The organism is Variovorax sp. P4_B11 (assembly GCF_056402355.1).
The window spans coordinates 31861-48403 of sequence record NZ_JBFUHO010000052.1 but is presented as its reverse complement, the minus strand read 5'-3'; the positions used below and the strand labels follow the sequence as shown (position 1 = coordinate 48403).

The 16543-nt window shown below is 66.2% G+C and carries 14 protein-coding genes and 1 pseudogene; 9 read left to right on the top strand and 6 right to left on the bottom strand.

All coding sequences use genetic code 11. The features are described 5' to 3' along the window. The 5 genes and pseudogenes from AC1DYD_RS31690 to dhaL form a co-directional block, all read right to left on the bottom strand. Positions 1-347, bottom strand: a pseudogene (locus AC1DYD_RS31690) (glucose-6-phosphate dehydrogenase); the annotation flags it as partial. Between the two features lie 107 nt (positions 348-454). After that, positions 455-1492 carry a class II fructose-bisphosphate aldolase gene (gene fba, locus AC1DYD_RS31685; RefSeq protein WP_478176710.1) on the bottom strand — a complete coding sequence of 346 codons (1038 nt, stop codon included), beginning with the start codon at positions 1490-1492 and terminating at the stop codon, positions 455-457. Positions 1493-1514: 22 nt separating this feature from the next. Beyond that, positions 1515-2624, bottom strand: coding sequence for a class 1 fructose-bisphosphatase (locus tag AC1DYD_RS31680; protein ID WP_478176712.1), 1110 nt, complete (start codon positions 2622-2624; stop codon positions 1515-1517). A 29-nt stretch (positions 2625-2653) separates the two neighbouring features. Continuing rightward, on the bottom strand, positions 2654-4690 hold the full coding sequence (tkt, locus tag AC1DYD_RS31675) for a transketolase (protein WP_478176709.1): 2037 nt from the start codon (positions 4688-4690) through the stop codon (positions 2654-2656). A gap of 82 nt (positions 4691-4772) precedes the next feature. Further along, on the bottom strand, positions 4773-6542 hold the full coding sequence (gene dhaL / locus AC1DYD_RS31670) for a dihydroxyacetone kinase subunit DhaL (protein ID WP_478176708.1): 1770 nt from the start codon (positions 6540-6542) through the stop codon (positions 4773-4775). Between the two features lie 292 nt (positions 6543-6834). Here dhaL and rpiB point away from each other — a divergent pair, with 292 nt between their 5' ends. Genes rpiB through AC1DYD_RS31640 form a run of 6 tightly spaced genes read left to right on the top strand, consistent with a single transcriptional unit; the run spans position 6835 to position 12659 of the window. Continuing rightward, positions 6835-7305: a ribose 5-phosphate isomerase B gene (gene rpiB, locus AC1DYD_RS31665; protein WP_478176707.1), complete on the top strand. Its 471-nt coding sequence runs from the start codon at positions 6835-6837 to the stop codon at positions 7303-7305. A gap of 33 nt (positions 7306-7338) precedes the next feature. Further along, a complete protein-coding gene (locus tag AC1DYD_RS31660; protein ID WP_478176706.1) occupies positions 7339-8823 on the top strand; it encodes a sugar ABC transporter ATP-binding protein in 1485 nt (494 codons plus the stop codon). Positions 8824-8859: 36 nt separating this feature from the next. Next, complete coding sequence (locus AC1DYD_RS31655; protein ID WP_478176705.1) at positions 8860-9843, top strand: ABC transporter permease; 984 nt, start codon at positions 8860-8862, stop codon at positions 9841-9843. Between the two features lie 25 nt (positions 9844-9868). After that, positions 9869-10900 (top strand): substrate-binding domain-containing protein, encoded by a 1032-nt coding sequence (locus AC1DYD_RS31650; protein WP_478176711.1) that lies wholly within the window; start codon positions 9869-9871, stop codon positions 10898-10900. Positions 10901-10913: 13 nt separating this feature from the next. Beyond that, positions 10914-11672, top strand: coding sequence for an SDR family oxidoreductase (locus AC1DYD_RS31645; protein ID WP_478176704.1), 759 nt, complete (start codon positions 10914-10916; stop codon positions 11670-11672). Positions 11673-11696: 24 nt separating this feature from the next. After that, on the top strand, positions 11697-12659 hold the full coding sequence (locus tag AC1DYD_RS31640; RefSeq protein ID WP_478176703.1) for a sugar-binding transcriptional regulator: 963 nt from the start codon (positions 11697-11699) through the stop codon (positions 12657-12659). A 51-nt stretch (positions 12660-12710) separates the two neighbouring features. On the opposite strand, the gene AC1DYD_RS31635 is transcribed toward AC1DYD_RS31640, so the two are convergent. Beyond that, positions 12711-13397 (bottom strand): GntR family transcriptional regulator, encoded by a 687-nt coding sequence (locus AC1DYD_RS31635; protein ID WP_478176702.1) that lies wholly within the window; start codon positions 13395-13397, stop codon positions 12711-12713. Positions 13398-13561: 164 nt separating this feature from the next. Between AC1DYD_RS31635 and AC1DYD_RS31630 the strand changes: the two genes are divergently transcribed. From AC1DYD_RS31630 to AC1DYD_RS31620, 3 genes are read left to right on the top strand one after another with little or no spacing between them, the layout of a single operon-like run. After that, entirely contained in the window at positions 13562-14335 is a 774-nt protein-coding gene (locus AC1DYD_RS31630; RefSeq protein WP_478176701.1) for an SDR family NAD(P)-dependent oxidoreductase, read from the top strand. Between the two features lie 43 nt (positions 14336-14378). Beyond that, a complete protein-coding gene (locus AC1DYD_RS31625; RefSeq protein ID WP_478176700.1) occupies positions 14379-15587 on the top strand; it encodes an ABC transporter substrate-binding protein in 1209 nt (402 codons plus the stop codon). Between the two features lie 49 nt (positions 15588-15636). Beyond that, a complete protein-coding gene (locus AC1DYD_RS31620; RefSeq protein ID WP_478176699.1) occupies positions 15637-16539 on the top strand; it encodes a branched-chain amino acid ABC transporter permease in 903 nt (300 codons plus the stop codon). The last annotated feature ends 4 nt before the right edge of the window (positions 16540-16543 follow it).

Sequence of the window (16543 nt, the reverse complement as noted above, 5' to 3'; positions counted from 1 at the left end):
AGGAAGAAGACCCGGACCTCGGCCGGCGAATCCTTCAGCACCTCGGCCAGYGCATCGAAATCCGCGGGCGTGTTCGCCTCCACCTTGGCGTAGTCGAGGCGTTCGGCGAAGCTCGCGAAGGTCGCCTCGTCCATGTCCGCGGCGGGCACGAAGCTGGCAAAGCTGGCCTTCACCTTCGCGATGAAGTCCGAGCGCCCGAGCTGCTCGCGCGCCAGGCCCAGGATCCGGCCATGCGGCGCAAGATCACCGTCGCGGTGGCGGAAGTACAGGGCCGGCAGCAGCTTGCGCATGGCAAGGTCGCCGGTGCCGCCGAACAGCAGCAGATCGAATGAATTGACTTGGGGCATGGAAGAATCCTGGGTTGCGAAGCACTGGATGAAGACGCATCGAAGGCTCCTTCATCAAGCGGGTCCCGGCCTCGGCACCGTGAGGGCATCGCTCTCGACGATCGACATCAGGCGTACCGGGCCGACATGGCTTCGAGCGGAATCGGCTTGATGCGCACCGCGTGCCCGGCGCAGCCGAAGGCCTCGAAGCGCACCTTGCATATGTCGCGCGCCGCCCTCTTGGCCGCCGCCATCGCCTTGCGCGGATCGAACTCGCCCGGCTGCTCGGCGAACACCTTGCGCATCGCGCCGGTCATCGCCAGACGAATGTCGGTGTCGATGTTGATCTTGCGCACGCCGCTGCGGATGCCGCGCTGGATCTCCTCGACCGGAACGCCGTAGGTTTCCTTGATGTCGCCGCCGTACTGGCGAATGATCGCCAGCCACTCCTGCGGCACGCTGGACGCGCCGTGCATCACCAGGTGCGTGTTGGGTACCGCGGCGTGGATCTGCGCTATCCGCTCGATGGCCAGGATGTCGCCGGTGGGCTCGCGCGTGAACTTGTAGGCGCCGTGGCTGGTGCCGATGGCGATTGCGAGTGCGTCGACGCCGGTATTCGCGACAAAGCGCCTGGCCTCGTCGGGATCGGTGAGCAGCATGTCTTGGCTCAACTTCCCGGCCGCTCCGACGCCGTCCTCTTCGCCGGCCTCGCCGGTTTCCAGCGAGCCCAGGCAGCCGAGTTCGCCTTCGACCGATACCCCGATCGCGTGCGCCATCTCACAGACCTTGCGCGTCACCTCGACGTTGTAGTCGTAGCTGGCCGGCGTGCGGGCATCCTCGCGCAGCGAGCCATCCATCATCACGCTGGTGAAGCCCGAGCGGACCGCCTGCTGACAGACTGCCGGCGAGGCGCCGTGGTCCTGGTGCAGCACCACCGGGATGTCGGGGTGCGCCTCGACGGCAGCCAGCACCATGTGGCGCAGGTAGGGCTCGCCAGCGTACTTGCGCGCGCCCGCCGAGGCCTGCAGGATCACCGGCGACTGCGTCTCTTGCGCCGCCTCCATGATGGCGTGGATCTGCTCGAGGTTGTTGACGTTGAATGCCGGCACGCCATAGCCGTGCTCAGCGGCGTGGTCGAGCACTTGGCGCAGGGAGACGAGGGCCATGATGCGGTTCTCCTGGGTGGGGTCACGATTCGGTGGCGGGCCCGCCATCGCGGACATGGCTGCGCTCGGCGAGCGCCCGCGGCGTGCCGCTGTCGCGCGCCGCCGGTTCCTGGTGGTAGCACTCGATGCGCTCGACCTCGTTCCTCGAGCCGAACACCAGGCCGATGCGCTCATGCAGCGCGCTCGGCGGCACGCCGAGCATCGGCTGATAGCCCGTGCTTGCGCGGCCTCCGGCCTGCTCCACCACCATGCCGATCGGGTTGGCTTCGTACAGCAGGCGCAAACGTCCGGGCTTGCTCGGATCCTTGGTATCGCGCGGGTACATGAAGACGCCGCCGCGCATCAGGATGCGGTGCGCCTCCGCCACCATGCTGGCGATCCAGCGCATGTTGAAATCCTTGCCGCGCGGGCCGATCTTGCCGGCCAGGCACTCGTCGACGTAGCGCTTGACCGGCGCTTCCCAGAAGCGGCTGTTCGAGCAGTTGATCGCGAATTCATGGGTGTCCGGCGGAATCCGGATGTCCCTGTGCGTCAGCACAAATTCGCCGAGGCCGGGACTCAGCGTGAAGCCCGCGACGCCGTTGCCGATGGTCAGCACGAACATCGTCGTCGGCCCGTAGAGCGCGTAGCCTGCAGCCACCTGATTCGCGCCCGGCTGGAGGAAGTCCGATTCGACCACGTCGCGGCCGCTTTCGATCACCTCCTTCGGCGCGCTCAGGATCGAGAAAATGCTGCCCACCGAGATGTTGACGTCGATGTTGCTCGATCCGTCCAGCGGATCGAACACCAGCAGGTACTTTCCGCGCTGGTACTGCGCCGGGATCTGGAACGGCTCGTCCATCTCTTCGGAGGCCATGCCGGCCAGGCGCCCGTTCCGCTCGTTCGTGCGCAGAAACAGCGCGTTGCTGATCACGTCCAGCGGCTTCTGCACCTCGCCCTGCACGTTGACGGCGCCGCCGGCCGGCGCCGGCGTGCCGTCGCCCAGCGCGCCGAGGCCGACGATGGCGGCAATCTCCTTGCAAGCGAGCGACACGTCGAGAATCAGGGCATCGAGGTCGTCATCGACCTGCGCAAGGCGACGGCGCTCCTCGATCAGATAGCGTGCGAGCGTCCAGCTTCGCGATGGCGGCATGGTGGCATGGCCTTGATCATTCATGCGGGTCACTCGATCCGAAGGGGGTTCTGCCCCAACACCTTGCGGGTCGCGTCGACGACCGCTTCGGCCGTGATGCCGAAATGCTGGAACAACGCCGCGGCCGGGCCGCACTCGCCGAAGCTGTCCAGGCCGATCACCGCGCCGTCCAGCCCGACGACCTCTCGCCAGCCGGCCGTCACGCCGGCCTCCACCGCCACGCGCGGCACTCGGGGTGGCAGTACGCTCGCCTGCCACGCGGCGTCTTGCCGGCGAAACTGGAACCAGGAGGGCAGCGACACCACTCGCACCGGCACACCTTGCCGCTCCAGTTCTGCCTGCGCGGCGACGGCCAGCGCCAGTTCGCTGCCGGTGGCGATGAGCACTGCGCGCGGCACTCCACCGACGGCTTCATTCAGCACGTAACCACCCCGGGCGATGGCCGCGAGTTGCTCGCTGCTGCGCGGCTGGTGTGGCAGGTTCTGCCGGCTGAGCACCAGGCTGGTCGGGTGGTCGCGGCTTTGCAGGGCCGCGGTCCAGGCGACCTGGGTCTCGACCGCGTCGCCGGGGCGCCAGACGTCCATGTTCGGCATCAGTCTCAGCGTGGCGGTCTGCTCTACCGGCTGGTGGGTGGGGCCGTCCTCGCCCAGGCCGATCGAGTCGTGCGTGAAGACGTAGATCGGGTTCAGCTTCATCAGCGCCGCCATGCGCAGCGCATTGCGGGCGTATTCGCTGAACATCAGGAAAGTGCCACCGAAGCCGCGAAACCCGCCGTGCAGCGCCACACCGTTCAGGATGGCTGCCATGCCGAACTCGCGCACGCCGTAGTGCAGGTAGTTCCCGCCCTTGCCGGCACGCAGGCGCTCGGGGGTGACGCTGACACAGCCCGGCCAGTGGGTGAGGTTGGAGCCCGTCAGGTCGGCCGATCCGCCCAGCAGTTCGGGCAGCGTCGAAACCAGCGAGGCGATCGCGTTCTGGCTGGCCTTGCGTGTCGCGATGGTTTCCCCTTTGGCGGCCACATTCGCAAGCGCTCGCTGCGCTTGTGCGTCGAAGCCTTCGGGCAACTCGCCCTTCAGCCGGCGCTCGAGTTCGACCGCGAGCGCCGGGTGGGCGCGCGCGTAGGCGGCCAAGCGCGCGGCCCAGTCGGCATGCCGCTGCGCGCCGGCCTCTCGTGCATCCCAGGCGGCGCGTACCTCGCCCGGTATCTCGAAAGGCCCGTGGGTCCAGCCCAGCGCCGCGCGCGTGGCGGCAACCTCCGCGGCGCCGAGCGGCGCGCCGTGGCTGTCATGCGTGCCGGCCTTGTTGGGTGAGCCGAAGCCGATCGTCGTCTTGCAGCAGATCAGCGTCGGCTTGGCACTCTGCGCGGCGGCCTCGGCGATGGCCGCATCCAGCGCCTTCGGGTCATGCCCGTCGATGCTGCGGATCACGTGCCAGCCGTAGGCCGCAAATCGCGCCGGCGTGTCATCGCCGAACCAGCCCGCCGTGTGGCCGTCGATCGAGATGCCGTTGTCGTCCCAGAAGGCTGTCAGCTTGCCCAAGCCCCAGGTACCGGCCAGCGAGCAGGCCTCGTGGCTCACGCCTTCCATCAGGCAGCCGTCGCCCAGGAATACCCAGGTGCGGTGGTCGACGATGGCGTGGCCCTCGCGGTTGAACTCGGCCGCCAGCAGCTTCTCGGCGAGCGCCATGCCCACCGCGTTCGCGATGCCCTGGCCGAGCGGCCCGGTCGTGGTTTCGACGCCGGGCGCATAGCTATATTCGGGGTGGCCCGGCGTCTTGCTGTGGAGTTGTCGAAATGACCTGAGGTCGTCGATGGAGAGGTCATAGCCGCTCAGATGCAGCAGGCCGTACAGCAGCATGGAACCGTGGCCGTTCGACAGCACGAAGCGGTCACGGTTGGCCCAATCGGGATGTGCCGGGTCGTGGCGCAAGTGGTGGCGCCAGAGCGCTTCGGCAATGTCGGCCATGCCCATGGGCATCCCCGGGTGTCCGGAATTGGCTTGCTGTACGGCGTCCATGGCCAGCACGCGCAGCGCGTGGGCGAGGGTGCTTCGGGTCGGGTCGGTCATGGCTCGATTCGTGTGGACAAAGGAAGCGTTGGACGAGCCGCCGTCAAGGCGGCTCGGGTCGGAACTGCGCGACGGCGCAGACTCAGGCGAGTTGGCGCTGCAGGGACTGCGCCATCGCGCGCAGGATCAGCCAGCAGGAGGTCGCGCCGGCGTCCAGCACGCCGATGGAGCGCGGACCCAGGCGGGCGGAGCGGCCGATGCGGGCCTGGAGATCCTTGGTGGAGTCCTTGCCGGCCTCGGCCGCAGCGCTCATCGCCTGCAGTGCGCCGGAGAAGCCGGCTCCGTCCTTCAGGGCCTCGGCAAAGGCGTCGCGCGCCGGTACCAGGGTGTCGATGAGGGACTTGTCGCCCACCTGGGCGTTGCCCATGCTTTGCACGTTGGCTACCGCCGCGACAAGGGCTTCGCCGAACAGCTTGGCGTCCAGTTGCGTGTGGGGCTCCAAGGTGTTGACGAACCCGAGGAAGAAGTTGCCGTACAGCGGGCCCATGGATCCGCCGATGTCATCCATCAATGCCTGCGACAACTGCGCCATCGCCGCTGGGAGCGAAGCGGCGCGGGCTTCTCCGATTGCGTCCAGGCGCGCGCCGCAGCCTGAGAAACCCTTGGCCATGTTGATGCCGTGGTCGCCGTCGCCGATCAGTCCGTCGATCTCGCTCAGGAACTCGCGGTGCTCGACGATGGTGGCAATCAGGTCGCGCACCAGGCCGCCTGCCTGGCCGAGCATGATGGCCGGGCCTTCGACCGTGCGCGGCGCGGCCGAGGCGCGCACGCCTGACGGCGCCGCCGCGGCCTGCGGCGCGATCGCGGGGATCTGCGGGTTCGCATAGGTGCGCGTGCTGGGCACGCCCTCCACCGTGATGCCCGCCGACCGGCAAGGCGCCTTCAGGCAGGCCTCGAGTTCGTCGTCCAGCCTCATCAGCGTCAGCGTCACGCCGAACATCTCCAGCGATGTGAACAGGTTGCCCACCCGGTTGAAGGCAACCGTGACGCCGCGCGCGGCCAGCCTCCGGGCCACCTCGCCGTAGAGGATGTACTGCTCCATGACCGGCGTGGCGCCCAGGCCGGAGATCAACACGGCCACGCGATCGCCTTCGACGATGGGCAAGTCGGGCAGGATGGCATCCAGCATCATCTCGGCCATCTCGGCAGCGGTGGCGGTGCGCCGCACGTCGATGCCAGGCTCGCCGTGATGGCCGATGCCGACCTCCATCGTGCCGTGCTCGATGTGGAAATTCGCCTTGCCGACCGCCGGGATCACGCAGGCCGACAGGCCCACGCCGATGCTGCGGGTGTTGGCGATGGCCTTCTGCGCGGCGGCGATCACCTCGTCGAGGCTGGAGCCCATGGCGGCTTTGGCGCCGCCCACCTTCCACATCAGGATCTCGCCGGCGACGCCGCGCCGCTTGGCCTCGTCGCCCTTCGGCGCCGAGGGCACGTCGTCGTTGGCCACCACCGTCTGGACCGTGATGCCGTCGCGCGCGGCCATCTGCATGGCCATCTTGACGTTCATGTTGTCACCCGCGTAGTTGCCGTAGAGGCAGGCCACGCCGGCGCCGCCATCGGCTGCGCGCATGGCGTCAAGGAAGCTCTTGGCGGTGGGCGACGAGAAGATTTCCCCGACAGCGACCGCGTCGCAGAGCCCGTCGCCGACATAGCCGATGAAGGCCGGTTCGTGGCCCGATCCGCCGCCGGTCACGATGCCGACCTTGCCTCGTTCCGGTGCGCCGAGCCGGTGGATCACCCGGGCGTTGCCCTCGCTGACGCGCACCGTGTCGGCGTGCGCGATCAGCCAGCCTTGGAGCATGTCCTCGACCACCAGGTCCGGATTGTTGATTACGCGATTCATCGTCATGAAAAGTCTCCGTCGAATGGGGGTGGGTCACAATCGCCAAGGGTTGATCAAATGATCACATGATGACTATTGTGATCACGCAAATTCAGCGAGTCAATCCGGAGCGCGTTGCTTTTTTCTAAGGGTAAATCCTAGCCTATTTCAAGAAGTCTAGATAAATCAATCACTTATCTTCATTTTCTGAAGATGACTCTGGATCATGGGTTTGACATTTGCGCGGTCCACCAAGATACTTTTGCTCATGACATGAACATTGGATCACCCACTGGGCCATCCATACATCGAGGAAATCATGAACATTGCGATTGGTTGTGACGAGGCGGCTTGCGACCTCAAGAACGTCGTCAAGCAGCATTTGCTGGATCAGGGGCACCAGGTCGTCGACTTCGGAACCCATGACAACCAGCCGGTTCTCTATCCGGACATTGGCATTGCCGTGGCTGAGGCGATCGTCCAGGGGCGGCACGAACGGGGGGTACTGTTGTGCGGAACCGGTATCGGCATGGCGATCTCCGCCAACAAGGTGGCAGGGATCCGGGCGGCACAGGCCCACGACACCTACTCGGCGGAGCGGGCCAGCCGCAGCAACAACGCCCAGATCGTCACGCTGGGTTCACGTGTCATCGGCTCCGAACTGGCCAAGGCGATCGTCGATCGTTTCATCGGCTCGAATTTCGACGGTGGCCAGTCGGCCCTGAAGGTCGATGCGATCACCGAGTACGAGCGTTCGCAAGCCTCGCCGGCCCGCGAATCGGATGCGTGAAGCCCCTTCGCCCTCTTGATGCGAGAAGCTGCCATGAACATCCCATTGCTGTCCGCCAAAGGCGTTGCGAAGAGCTTCGGCGGTGTGCCGGCGCTGCGCAATGGTTGCCTCGAACTGCATGCCGGCAGCGTTCACGCGCTGTGCGGCGGTAATGGCGCAGGCAAATCCACGTTCCTGAACATCGTGATGGGCATCTTGCGGCGCGATGCCGGCGAGGTGGCGGTGAAGGGGCAGCCGGTGGATTTCGCATCGCCGCAGGAGGCCATCGCGCATCGCATCTCGATCATCACGCAGGAGCTGTCGCCAATCCCGGGCATGACGGTGGCCGAGAACATCTACCTCGGCCGCGAGCCCAAGCGTGCCGGGCTGGTGATCAATTACCCGGCGTTGTTCGCGCAGGCCAACGCGTTGCTGCGCAAGTTGGGCTTCGATATCGATGCGCGCGTCCTGATGGGGCGCCTGAGTCTCGCGCAGACTCAGCTGGTCGAGATCGCCAAGGCCTTCAGCCGCGACAGCGACATCATCATCATGGACGAGCCGACGTCGGCCATCGGGGAGAGCGAGACCGACATCCTGTTCGACGCGATCCGCAGCGTCACCGCGCAGGGCGCCGGCATCCTGTACGTCTCGCACCGGCTCTCCGAGATCTTCACGATCGCCGACAGCTACACCGTATTCCGTGACGGCGGCTTCGTCCAGGCCGGCAAGCTGGCCGACATCGACCGGCGCCAGCTCGTCAAGCTGATCGTCGGGCAGGAAGTGCGCATCGCCGACAAGAAGCGCAAGCCCGCGCCGACCGGCGATGCCCTGGTGTCGGTGAGGCGTCTGTCGCGCAAGGGCGAATTCGCCGACATCAGCCTCGATGTGGCGCCCGGAGAAGTCCTGGGCATCTACGGCCTGATGGGGTCGGGTCGCAGTGAATTTCTCAATTGCCTCTACGGACTGACGCGCCCCGATACCGGCGAGGCCCGTCTTCGCGGCCAGTTGTTGCCCAAGGGAAATCCGGCTGCATCGATCAAGGCCGGGCTGTCGCTCGTCACGGAGGACCGCAAGGCCTCCGGCCTGGTGCTCAGCTCGTCGGTCAGTTTCAACACCAGCCTGGCCGCGTTGCCCGCGCTGCAGCGCGCCTCGGTGGTCGACCGGGCGGCTGAACGCTCGCTTGTCAGCGAGATGGTCCAACGCATGCGGATCAAGCTGGCCAGCACGGCCATGGCGGTGTCCGGGTTGAGCGGTGGCAACCAGCAGAAAGTGGTGCTGGCGCGCTGCATGGCCACCAACCCGGTGTGCTTGCTGTGCGACGAGCCGACGCGCGGCATCGACGAAGGCGCCAAACGCGAGGTGTACGCGTTCCTGGCGTCATTCGCCGAGCAGGGCAATGCGGTGATCGTGGTGTCGTCCGAGGCGCCCGAAGTGCTGGACCTGAGCGACCGCATCGCCATCTTTCGCAAGGGCCGTGTCTCCGACGTGATCGACGGCCACTCCGCCACGCAGGAGGAACTCCTGCACCTCGCGTCTTGACCCGAGACGCTCTCCATCCTCGACCGGACCCACGCCATGAACGCCGCTCCCACCACCACCGCCGCCGCGCCCGCCAACCAGCTGCGCTGGCGCCATCTGCTTGCCGACTACGGCATCGTCCTCGCCTTCCTGGTGCTCTGCGTCACGCTCAGCGTGGCCGACGAGAACTTTCTGAGCTGGGGCAACTGGGTCAACATCCTGCGCCAGACGTCGATCAACGGGATCCTTGCGATCGGTATGACCTACGTCATCCTGACCAAGGGGATCGACCTCTCGGTCGGCTCGCTGCTCGCCGTCTCGGGCATCGTCGCGGCCAGCCTGGTGACCGGCGAGACCGCCCACCACGCGATGGTCGGCATCCTCGCCGGGCTGGCGGTGGGTGCCGTCCTCGGCGCCGTCAACGGCGGGCTGATCGCCGGGCTGTCCGTGGCACCCTTTGTCGTCACGCTCGGCATGCTCAGCGTGGCGCGCGGCCTGACCTTCATCTACAACGACGGCATGCCGATTGCGGCGCTGTCGCCCGGGTTTCGCTACATCGGGCAGGGCATGCTGGCGGGCATTCCCGTGCCGGTGATCATCCTGGCCGCGACTTTCCTGGTGTTCTGGTTCATCTTGAAGTACACGACCTTCGGCCGCGCCGTGTACGCGGTCGGCGGCAACGAGAAGAGCGCCAAGACCAGCGGCATCAACACCGTCCGCGTGATCTTCCTGGTCTACGTGATCTCGGGCGTGCTGTCGGCGCTGGCCGGCTTGATTCTGGCGGCGCGCACCACCTCGGCACTGCCGCAGGCGGGCGTGGCCTACGAGCTCGACGCGATCGCCGCGGTGGTGATCGGCGGCACCTCGCTGAGCGGGGGCGTCGGCTCGCTGACGGGCACGCTGATCGGCGCGCTGATCATCGGCGTCATCAACAACGGTCTCGATCTGCTGGGCGTTTCGTCGTACTACCAGCAGGTCATCAAGGGTGCAATCATCGTTGCGGCAGTGCTGCTCGATGTCTCGCGCAAGAAGCAGGCTTGACCTGCTGTCCATTCCTCCATCACTGATCCAAACCAAGGAGACATTCCCCATGCGATTCCTCAAACTGGCCGTCCTGACCGTCGCGGTGGCCGCGCTTGCCGCCCCGCAGTTCGCGGCGGCTCAACAGAAGACCTACAAGATCGGCGCCGCCGTCTATGGCCTCAAGGGCGAATTCATGCAGCTTTGGGTGAATGCGCTGAAAGACCACCCGGCCGTCAAGGACGGCACGGTCAAGCTGACGATCTTCGACGGCAAGTACGATGCGCTGACGCAGAACAACCAGTTCGACACGATGGTCACGCAGAAGTACGACGGCATTCTCTTCGTGCCGATCGATATCCAGGCCGGCGCCGAGGCAGTCGAGAAGGCTTCGGCGGCCAAGATCCCCGTGGTCGGGTCCAACACCCGCGTCAACAGCAACAAGCTCGCCGGGTACGTCGGGTCCGACGATGCGGTGGCGGGTGAAATGGAAGCCGAGGCTGTGATCAAGGCGATCGGCAGCAAGGGCAACGTGGTGGTCATCGAGGGCCCGATCGGGCAGTCCGCGCAGATCGAGCGCCGCAAGGGCAACCAGGTCGCGCTCGCCAAGTACAAGGATGTGAAGGTGCTGGAAATGAAGACGGCCAACTGGTCGCGTGCCGAGGCCTTGTCGCTGATGGAGAACTGGCTCACGGCACATCCCGGAAAGATCAACGGCATCATCGGCCAGAACGACGAGATGGCGCTCGGTGCGATCGAGGCGGTCAAGGCCAAGGGCCTGGTGCCGAAATCCATCCCGGTCGCGGGCATTGACGGCGTGACCGATGCAATCAAGGCGGTCAAGTCCGGTGACATGGTGAGCATTCTTCAAGATGCGCAAGGTCAGGCGCAAGGCGGACTCGACGTGCTGCTGCGACAGATCGAAGGCCCGAGCTACAAGCCGCGCGCCGCGCTGTGGACCGAATACGCCGGCACGGGCCTGAGCTGGGGCGACGGCACGGCCAGGCAGTACAACGTGCCGTGGACGCCGATCACGACGCAGAACGCCGACGCACTGCTGGCCAAGCGCAGCAAGTAAAGGGGGAGTTGCCATGTCTCTTGGTTTCGATCAGGCGTTTGACCTCTCCGGACAAGTTGCGCTGGTGACCGGCGGCGCGTCGGGCATCGGTCTCGCGGTTGCCGAGCTGTTCGCCGCCAAGGGCGCCAGCCTGGTGCTGCTCGACCTGAGCGATCAGGTCGCCGCGGTGGCGCAGCGGCTGCCGGGCCAGCATCTCGGGATCGCCTGCAACGTGGCCGACCTCGCCCAGCGCGAGGCTGCCGTTGCCAGCGCCGTCAAGCGCTTCGCGCGTATCGACATGCTGGTCAACAACGCCGGCGTGGCGCTGCTCGATCGCGCCGATGCGGTCACGGAGGCCGACTGGGACAAGACCATGGCGATCAACCTGAAGGCGCCGTTCTTCCTCGCCCAGGCCGTGGCTGCGCAGATGAAGAAGCAGGGCGGCGGCCGCATCGTCAACCTCGCCTCGCAGGCCAGCGTGATCGCGCTGGAGCGCCACGTCGCCTACTGCGCCAGCAAGGCGGCGATGGTCTCGATGACGCAGGTGCTCGCCGTCGAGTGGGCGCCGCTGGGGATTACCGTGAATGCGGTCTCTCCGACCGTCGTCGAAACCGAACTCGGCAAGAAGGCGTGGGCCGGCGAGGTCGGTGAGGCGATGAAGAAGAAGATCCCGATCGGCCGTTTCGCGCAGCCGGCCGAGATCGCGGCGGCGATTCTGTATCTGGTCAGCGCACATGCTGGCATGATTACCGGCGAGAACCTGATCATCGACGGGGGCTACACAATTCAATGAACGACACCCTATCCTCGTGAATCCATGACCGAAAGCGATCTGGCAAAGCTGGCGACCCTGTACTACATCGACGGACGCACCCAGGAGGACTTGTCGAAGCATTTCGGCATCTCCCGTGCGACGGTGGGCCGTTTGCTGCGCCGGGCGCAGGAGCAAGGCGTGGTCGAGATTCGCGTCCGGCCGCATCCCACCTTCGCTGCCGATCTCGAGAAGCAGCTGATCGATCGCTTCGGAATTCGGCGGGCGCTGGTCGCGCTCGATCACCAGGACGCGGACAAGCAGCGCGAACTGCTGGCGGGCCTGGTGGCGAGCGAACTCGACCGCATCTTGCTGGATGGCAGCGTCGTCGCGGTTGGAATGGGGCGCAACGTGAGTTCGGTGTCCGAGCATTCGATGTCGGCGACCCGCCGGCAATGCAACTTCGTCAGCGCCATCGGGGGCTCCTATCGAGGCGGGGAGGCCATGAATGCGGACCATATCGCGCGCCGCCTGGCCGCGCGTTTCGGTGGGGAGTCCGAGTCCCTCTACGCGCCCGCCCTGGTCGATGATCCGCTGATCCGCAAGGCGCTGCTCGAGAACGACACCGTGCGCCACACCCTGGACAAGGCCCGTCGTGCCGACATCGCGCTGATCGGCGTCGGCGACGTGAGCGTGGACAGCAACATGGTGCGCATGGGGTGGTTTACGCCGCAGGAGATCTCCGAAGCCAAGCGCGCCGGGACCGTGGGTGACATGATGGGCTACGACTTCATCGACATTCACGGCGAGCCGGCGATGACGCCGATGCAGGGGCGCGTCATCGGCCTGACCCGCAGCGATCTGCAGCGCATTCCGAACGTGATCGCCGTGGCGGCAGAATCCAGCAAGGTGACGGCCATCGTGGGTGCCTTGCGCACGGGTGCGATCGACACCCTGGCCACGACGGCAGGCAACGCCGCCGCTGTGCTTCAGCTCGACGAGGCGATCAACGCCTCGCGACAAGGCTGAAGTCGCCGCACGGATCGCGAGTCGCGCTCGTGGCTGCCGGGAAGCCGAGGATCAGGCACGCCCGGACGTCCCCTTCAGCAATCGCTCGAAGTTCTGCTTGAAGATGATGCCGGCGTAGTACACGTGCTCGCGCATCAGCTGCTCGGCCCGCGTGCAATCCCGGGCGAGCACCGCCTCGACGATGCGGTGGTGGTCGCCGTGCGAGCGCAGGATCACCGCATGCTCGACGTCCCACAGAACGAGGCGGTCCGACGCATAGGGGATGTTGTGCGCCTGCTCGGCAAATCGGCCGAGCCAGGGATTGCACGAGGCTTCCAGGAACGTGTTGTGCAGGGTGACGTTGATCTTCTGGTACGGCTCGTGGTCCTCGGGCAATAGCACGCCCTTCGACAGGATCTTGTCGCCGTCGGACAGGCACTCCCGCAGCGTCTGCGCCTGCGCCTCGCTGAGGCCGCGTTCAGCCGCCCGCTTGCAGGCCAGACCCTCGAGGGCAGCGCGCACCTCGTACGCCGCCACGATGGTCTCCAGTTCGAACTCGCGCACCAGGTAGCCGCGCTTGGGCTGGTGATCGATCAGCCCTTCGTTGGCGAGGGCCGCGAGCGCGGCGCGCACAGGGGTCCTCGAGACCCCCATCTCGAGCGCGGTCGGGATCTCCTCGATGCGTTCGCCCGCTTTGAAGCGGCCGTGCAGCACCCAGTTGCGTAGCGTGTCCGTGACCTGTTGCGACAGTGTTTCCAACGGCTTGCCTCCAGTTCGAGCGGCTTGCAGCCGCCGCGGATCAAGTATACATGTTTGGCAAAAAGTCGACATTACTGGGGTAAATACCGGTGTATACAGTTAAGCATGTATACATACTCCGTGCAGGCGCCAGGTGGAGCGCGACTTTGAAGATTGGAAATGGCATGACGGACAGTTCGAGCAAGGGCCGGTGGGCGTTGGTGACGGGTGGGGGACGGGGCATCGGCGAGGCCATTGCACGCCGATTGGCGGCAGAGGGCATGCGGGTGGTGGTGGCCGACATCGACCGCGCCAATGCCGATCGCGTGGCCGGCAGCCTGGGCGCGCCGCACGCGAGCCGCGCCGTCGATGTGGCCGACGAGGGCGCGGTGCAGGCCTTGTTCGAGGATGTCGAGTCGACGCTCGGCGCGGTCTCGGTGCTGGTTTGCGTGGCCGGCATCCTGATCCTTCCCGGCGGCGAGCGCCCCCTCATCAAGGACATGACCATGGATACATGGGAGCGCAGTTTCGCGGTCAACACCCGCGGCGCGTTTCTCTGCAGCCGCGAGTACCTTCGCCGGCGGGAGGCCGCGAACGTCGAGCACGGGCGTGTCGTCTTCTTCGGCTCGGTCGCCGCGCAACTCGGCGGCTACCGTTCGAGCGCCGCCTACATCGGCGCCAAGGCGGCGGTGCATGGCTACGCCAAGGCCTTCGCGCGCGAAGCGGCGCATCTGGGCATCACGTCGAACGTCATCGCACCCGGCCTGATCGATACCGACATGCTGCGCAGCACCGTCACCAGCAGCGGTGCGCTGGCCGCGGCCGCCCAGAACATCCCGCTCGGCCGCGTCGGCACGGTCGACGACGTCGCCGCGGCGGTCAGCTACCTGGTATCGCCGGCAGCCGCCTACATCACGGGCGATGTCATCGACGTCAACGGCGGCTACCGCATGCAATAGACGCACACCCAGCCACTCGCAGATTCAATCCCAAGGAGACACCATGAATCGACTCAAGACCCTCGCCGCGCTGGCCGTCTGCAGCCTGGCCATCGGCGCCGCGCACGCGCAGCAGGAACCCGGCGTGACCGACAAGACCATCAAGATCGGCCTCTTCGGCCCCTTGTCGGGGAACTCGATGGCCTATGGCTTCGACGTCATGAACGCGGCGAAGATGTACTACGAGAAGATCAACAAGGAAGGCGGCATCCACGGCCGCAAGATCGAACTCGTGATCGAGGACGATCGCTGCAACGCCAACGACCTGCTGGCCGCGGTCAAGAAGCTGACCGAGCAGGACAAGGTCTTCGCGCTCAACGGCGGCTCCTGCTCCGCGGCCGTGGTCGGTGCGCGCGAATACGTCGAGCGCTCGCAGATCCCCTTCGTGATGCTCAATGCGTCGGGCGACGGCGCGCTCTATCCGCCGTCCAAGTACATCTACGGCGCCTTCTCGATCTCGCAGCGCGCCGTGGGCGGCTCGATGGTGCAGTTCGCCGCCGAGCACCTGAAGGCCAAGAAGATCGGCTACATCAACCACGACGACGCCTATGGCGGCTGGAACCTCGAGGCCGCCGAGTTCCAGGCCAAGAAGATCGGCGTCGAGTTGCAGGTGCAGTCGGTGGCGCCGAACCTGACCGACGTCACTGCCCCGATGCTGAAGATCCGCGCGGCCAATCCCGATGTGCTGCTCATCACCACCTACGCCAGGCCCGTCAGCCTGCTGGTCAAGAAAGCCCAGGAACTGGGCTGGACCAAGCCCATCGTGATCGCGGTCAACGGCACGGCCGACCTCAGGCAACTGGTCGAGAACGTCGGCAACAAGGAGGCGTTCAAGAACGTCTACCTCCAGGAAGTCATGGCCGACGTGGCTGGCGGCCCCAAGCTCAAGTGGGTGTACGACATGTACAAGGCGTCCTATCCCGATCTCGCCGCCAAGCCCGGCTACCCGCAGACCTACATGCCCTACGGGATCCCGTCGGCGATGACGGTGGTCAACGCCCTGAAGGCGGCCGGCCCGCAGCCGACGCGCGAGAAGTTCCTGACGGCGCTGTCGCAGACCAAGTTCGAATCGAACGTCATGGCGGGCCCGATCGAGCTCACGCCCACCGACCACGCGGGCCAGAAGTCGGCCATCTACCTGAAGTTCGACGGCAGCGAGATGACCCCGGTTCCGGGCGCCTATCGCAGCCTGTGGACCTACCAGCCCAAGTAATTCACCAAGGAGACGAGGCGCCCGTGCGAGCGGGCGCCTCTCGCACCCCATGAGCCTCAGCGAGATCTGGCTATTCCTGCAGCAGGGTGTGCTGTCCGGCCTGGTGACCGGCAGCGTGTACGCCCTGCTGGCCATCGCCATCGTCGCGATCTTCAAGACCACCGACGTGCCCAACTTCGCGCAGGGCGAGATCTTCATGATCGGCGGCTACGTGGCCCTGTGCCTGCTGCTGATCGCCGGCCTGTCCTATGCGGTCGTCATTCCGCTGACCGTGATCACGGTGGCTGCCGGCGCGGCGCTTTTCCAGCGCGTCGTCATGGAGCGGGTCACGCATTCGAAGGGCGTGGGCCCGCAGCTCGTGATCGCCACCCTCGGCCTGGCCTACACGCTCAAGGGCCTGGTGCGGCAGACGGGACTGGGCGACACGCCGCGCTCGCTGCCTTCGATCGTGCCCAACGACCCGGTCATGATCGGCGACGCCTTCCTGACCAAGCTCGACGTCACGATCTTCATCAGTTCGGTCGTCGTGATGCTGCTGATCTACCTCATGTTCAGCCACACCCGCATCGGCAAGGCGATGCGCGCGGTCGGCATGAATCCGCGCGCCGCCCAGATCGTGGGCATTCGCCTGTCTCGCATCCGCATGATGGTCTGGGCGATGTCCGGCGTCATCTCGGCGCTGGCCGCGCTGCTGATCACGCCCAAGGTGCTGATCACGCCGGACATCGCGCACATCGCCATCCTGGCCTACGCGGCCGCGATCGTCGGCGGCTTCACGAGCCTGCCCGGCGCCGTGCTGGGCGGCCTGATCATCGGCATCGTCGAGAACCTGGTGGGCCTCTTCATCTCGACCAACGCCATCGTGGTGGCCCCCTTCCTGGCCATCCTGGTCACGCTGATCGTGCGCCCCCAGGGCATCCTGGGCGGCAAGCCGCAAGTCAAGAAAGTGTGAAGTC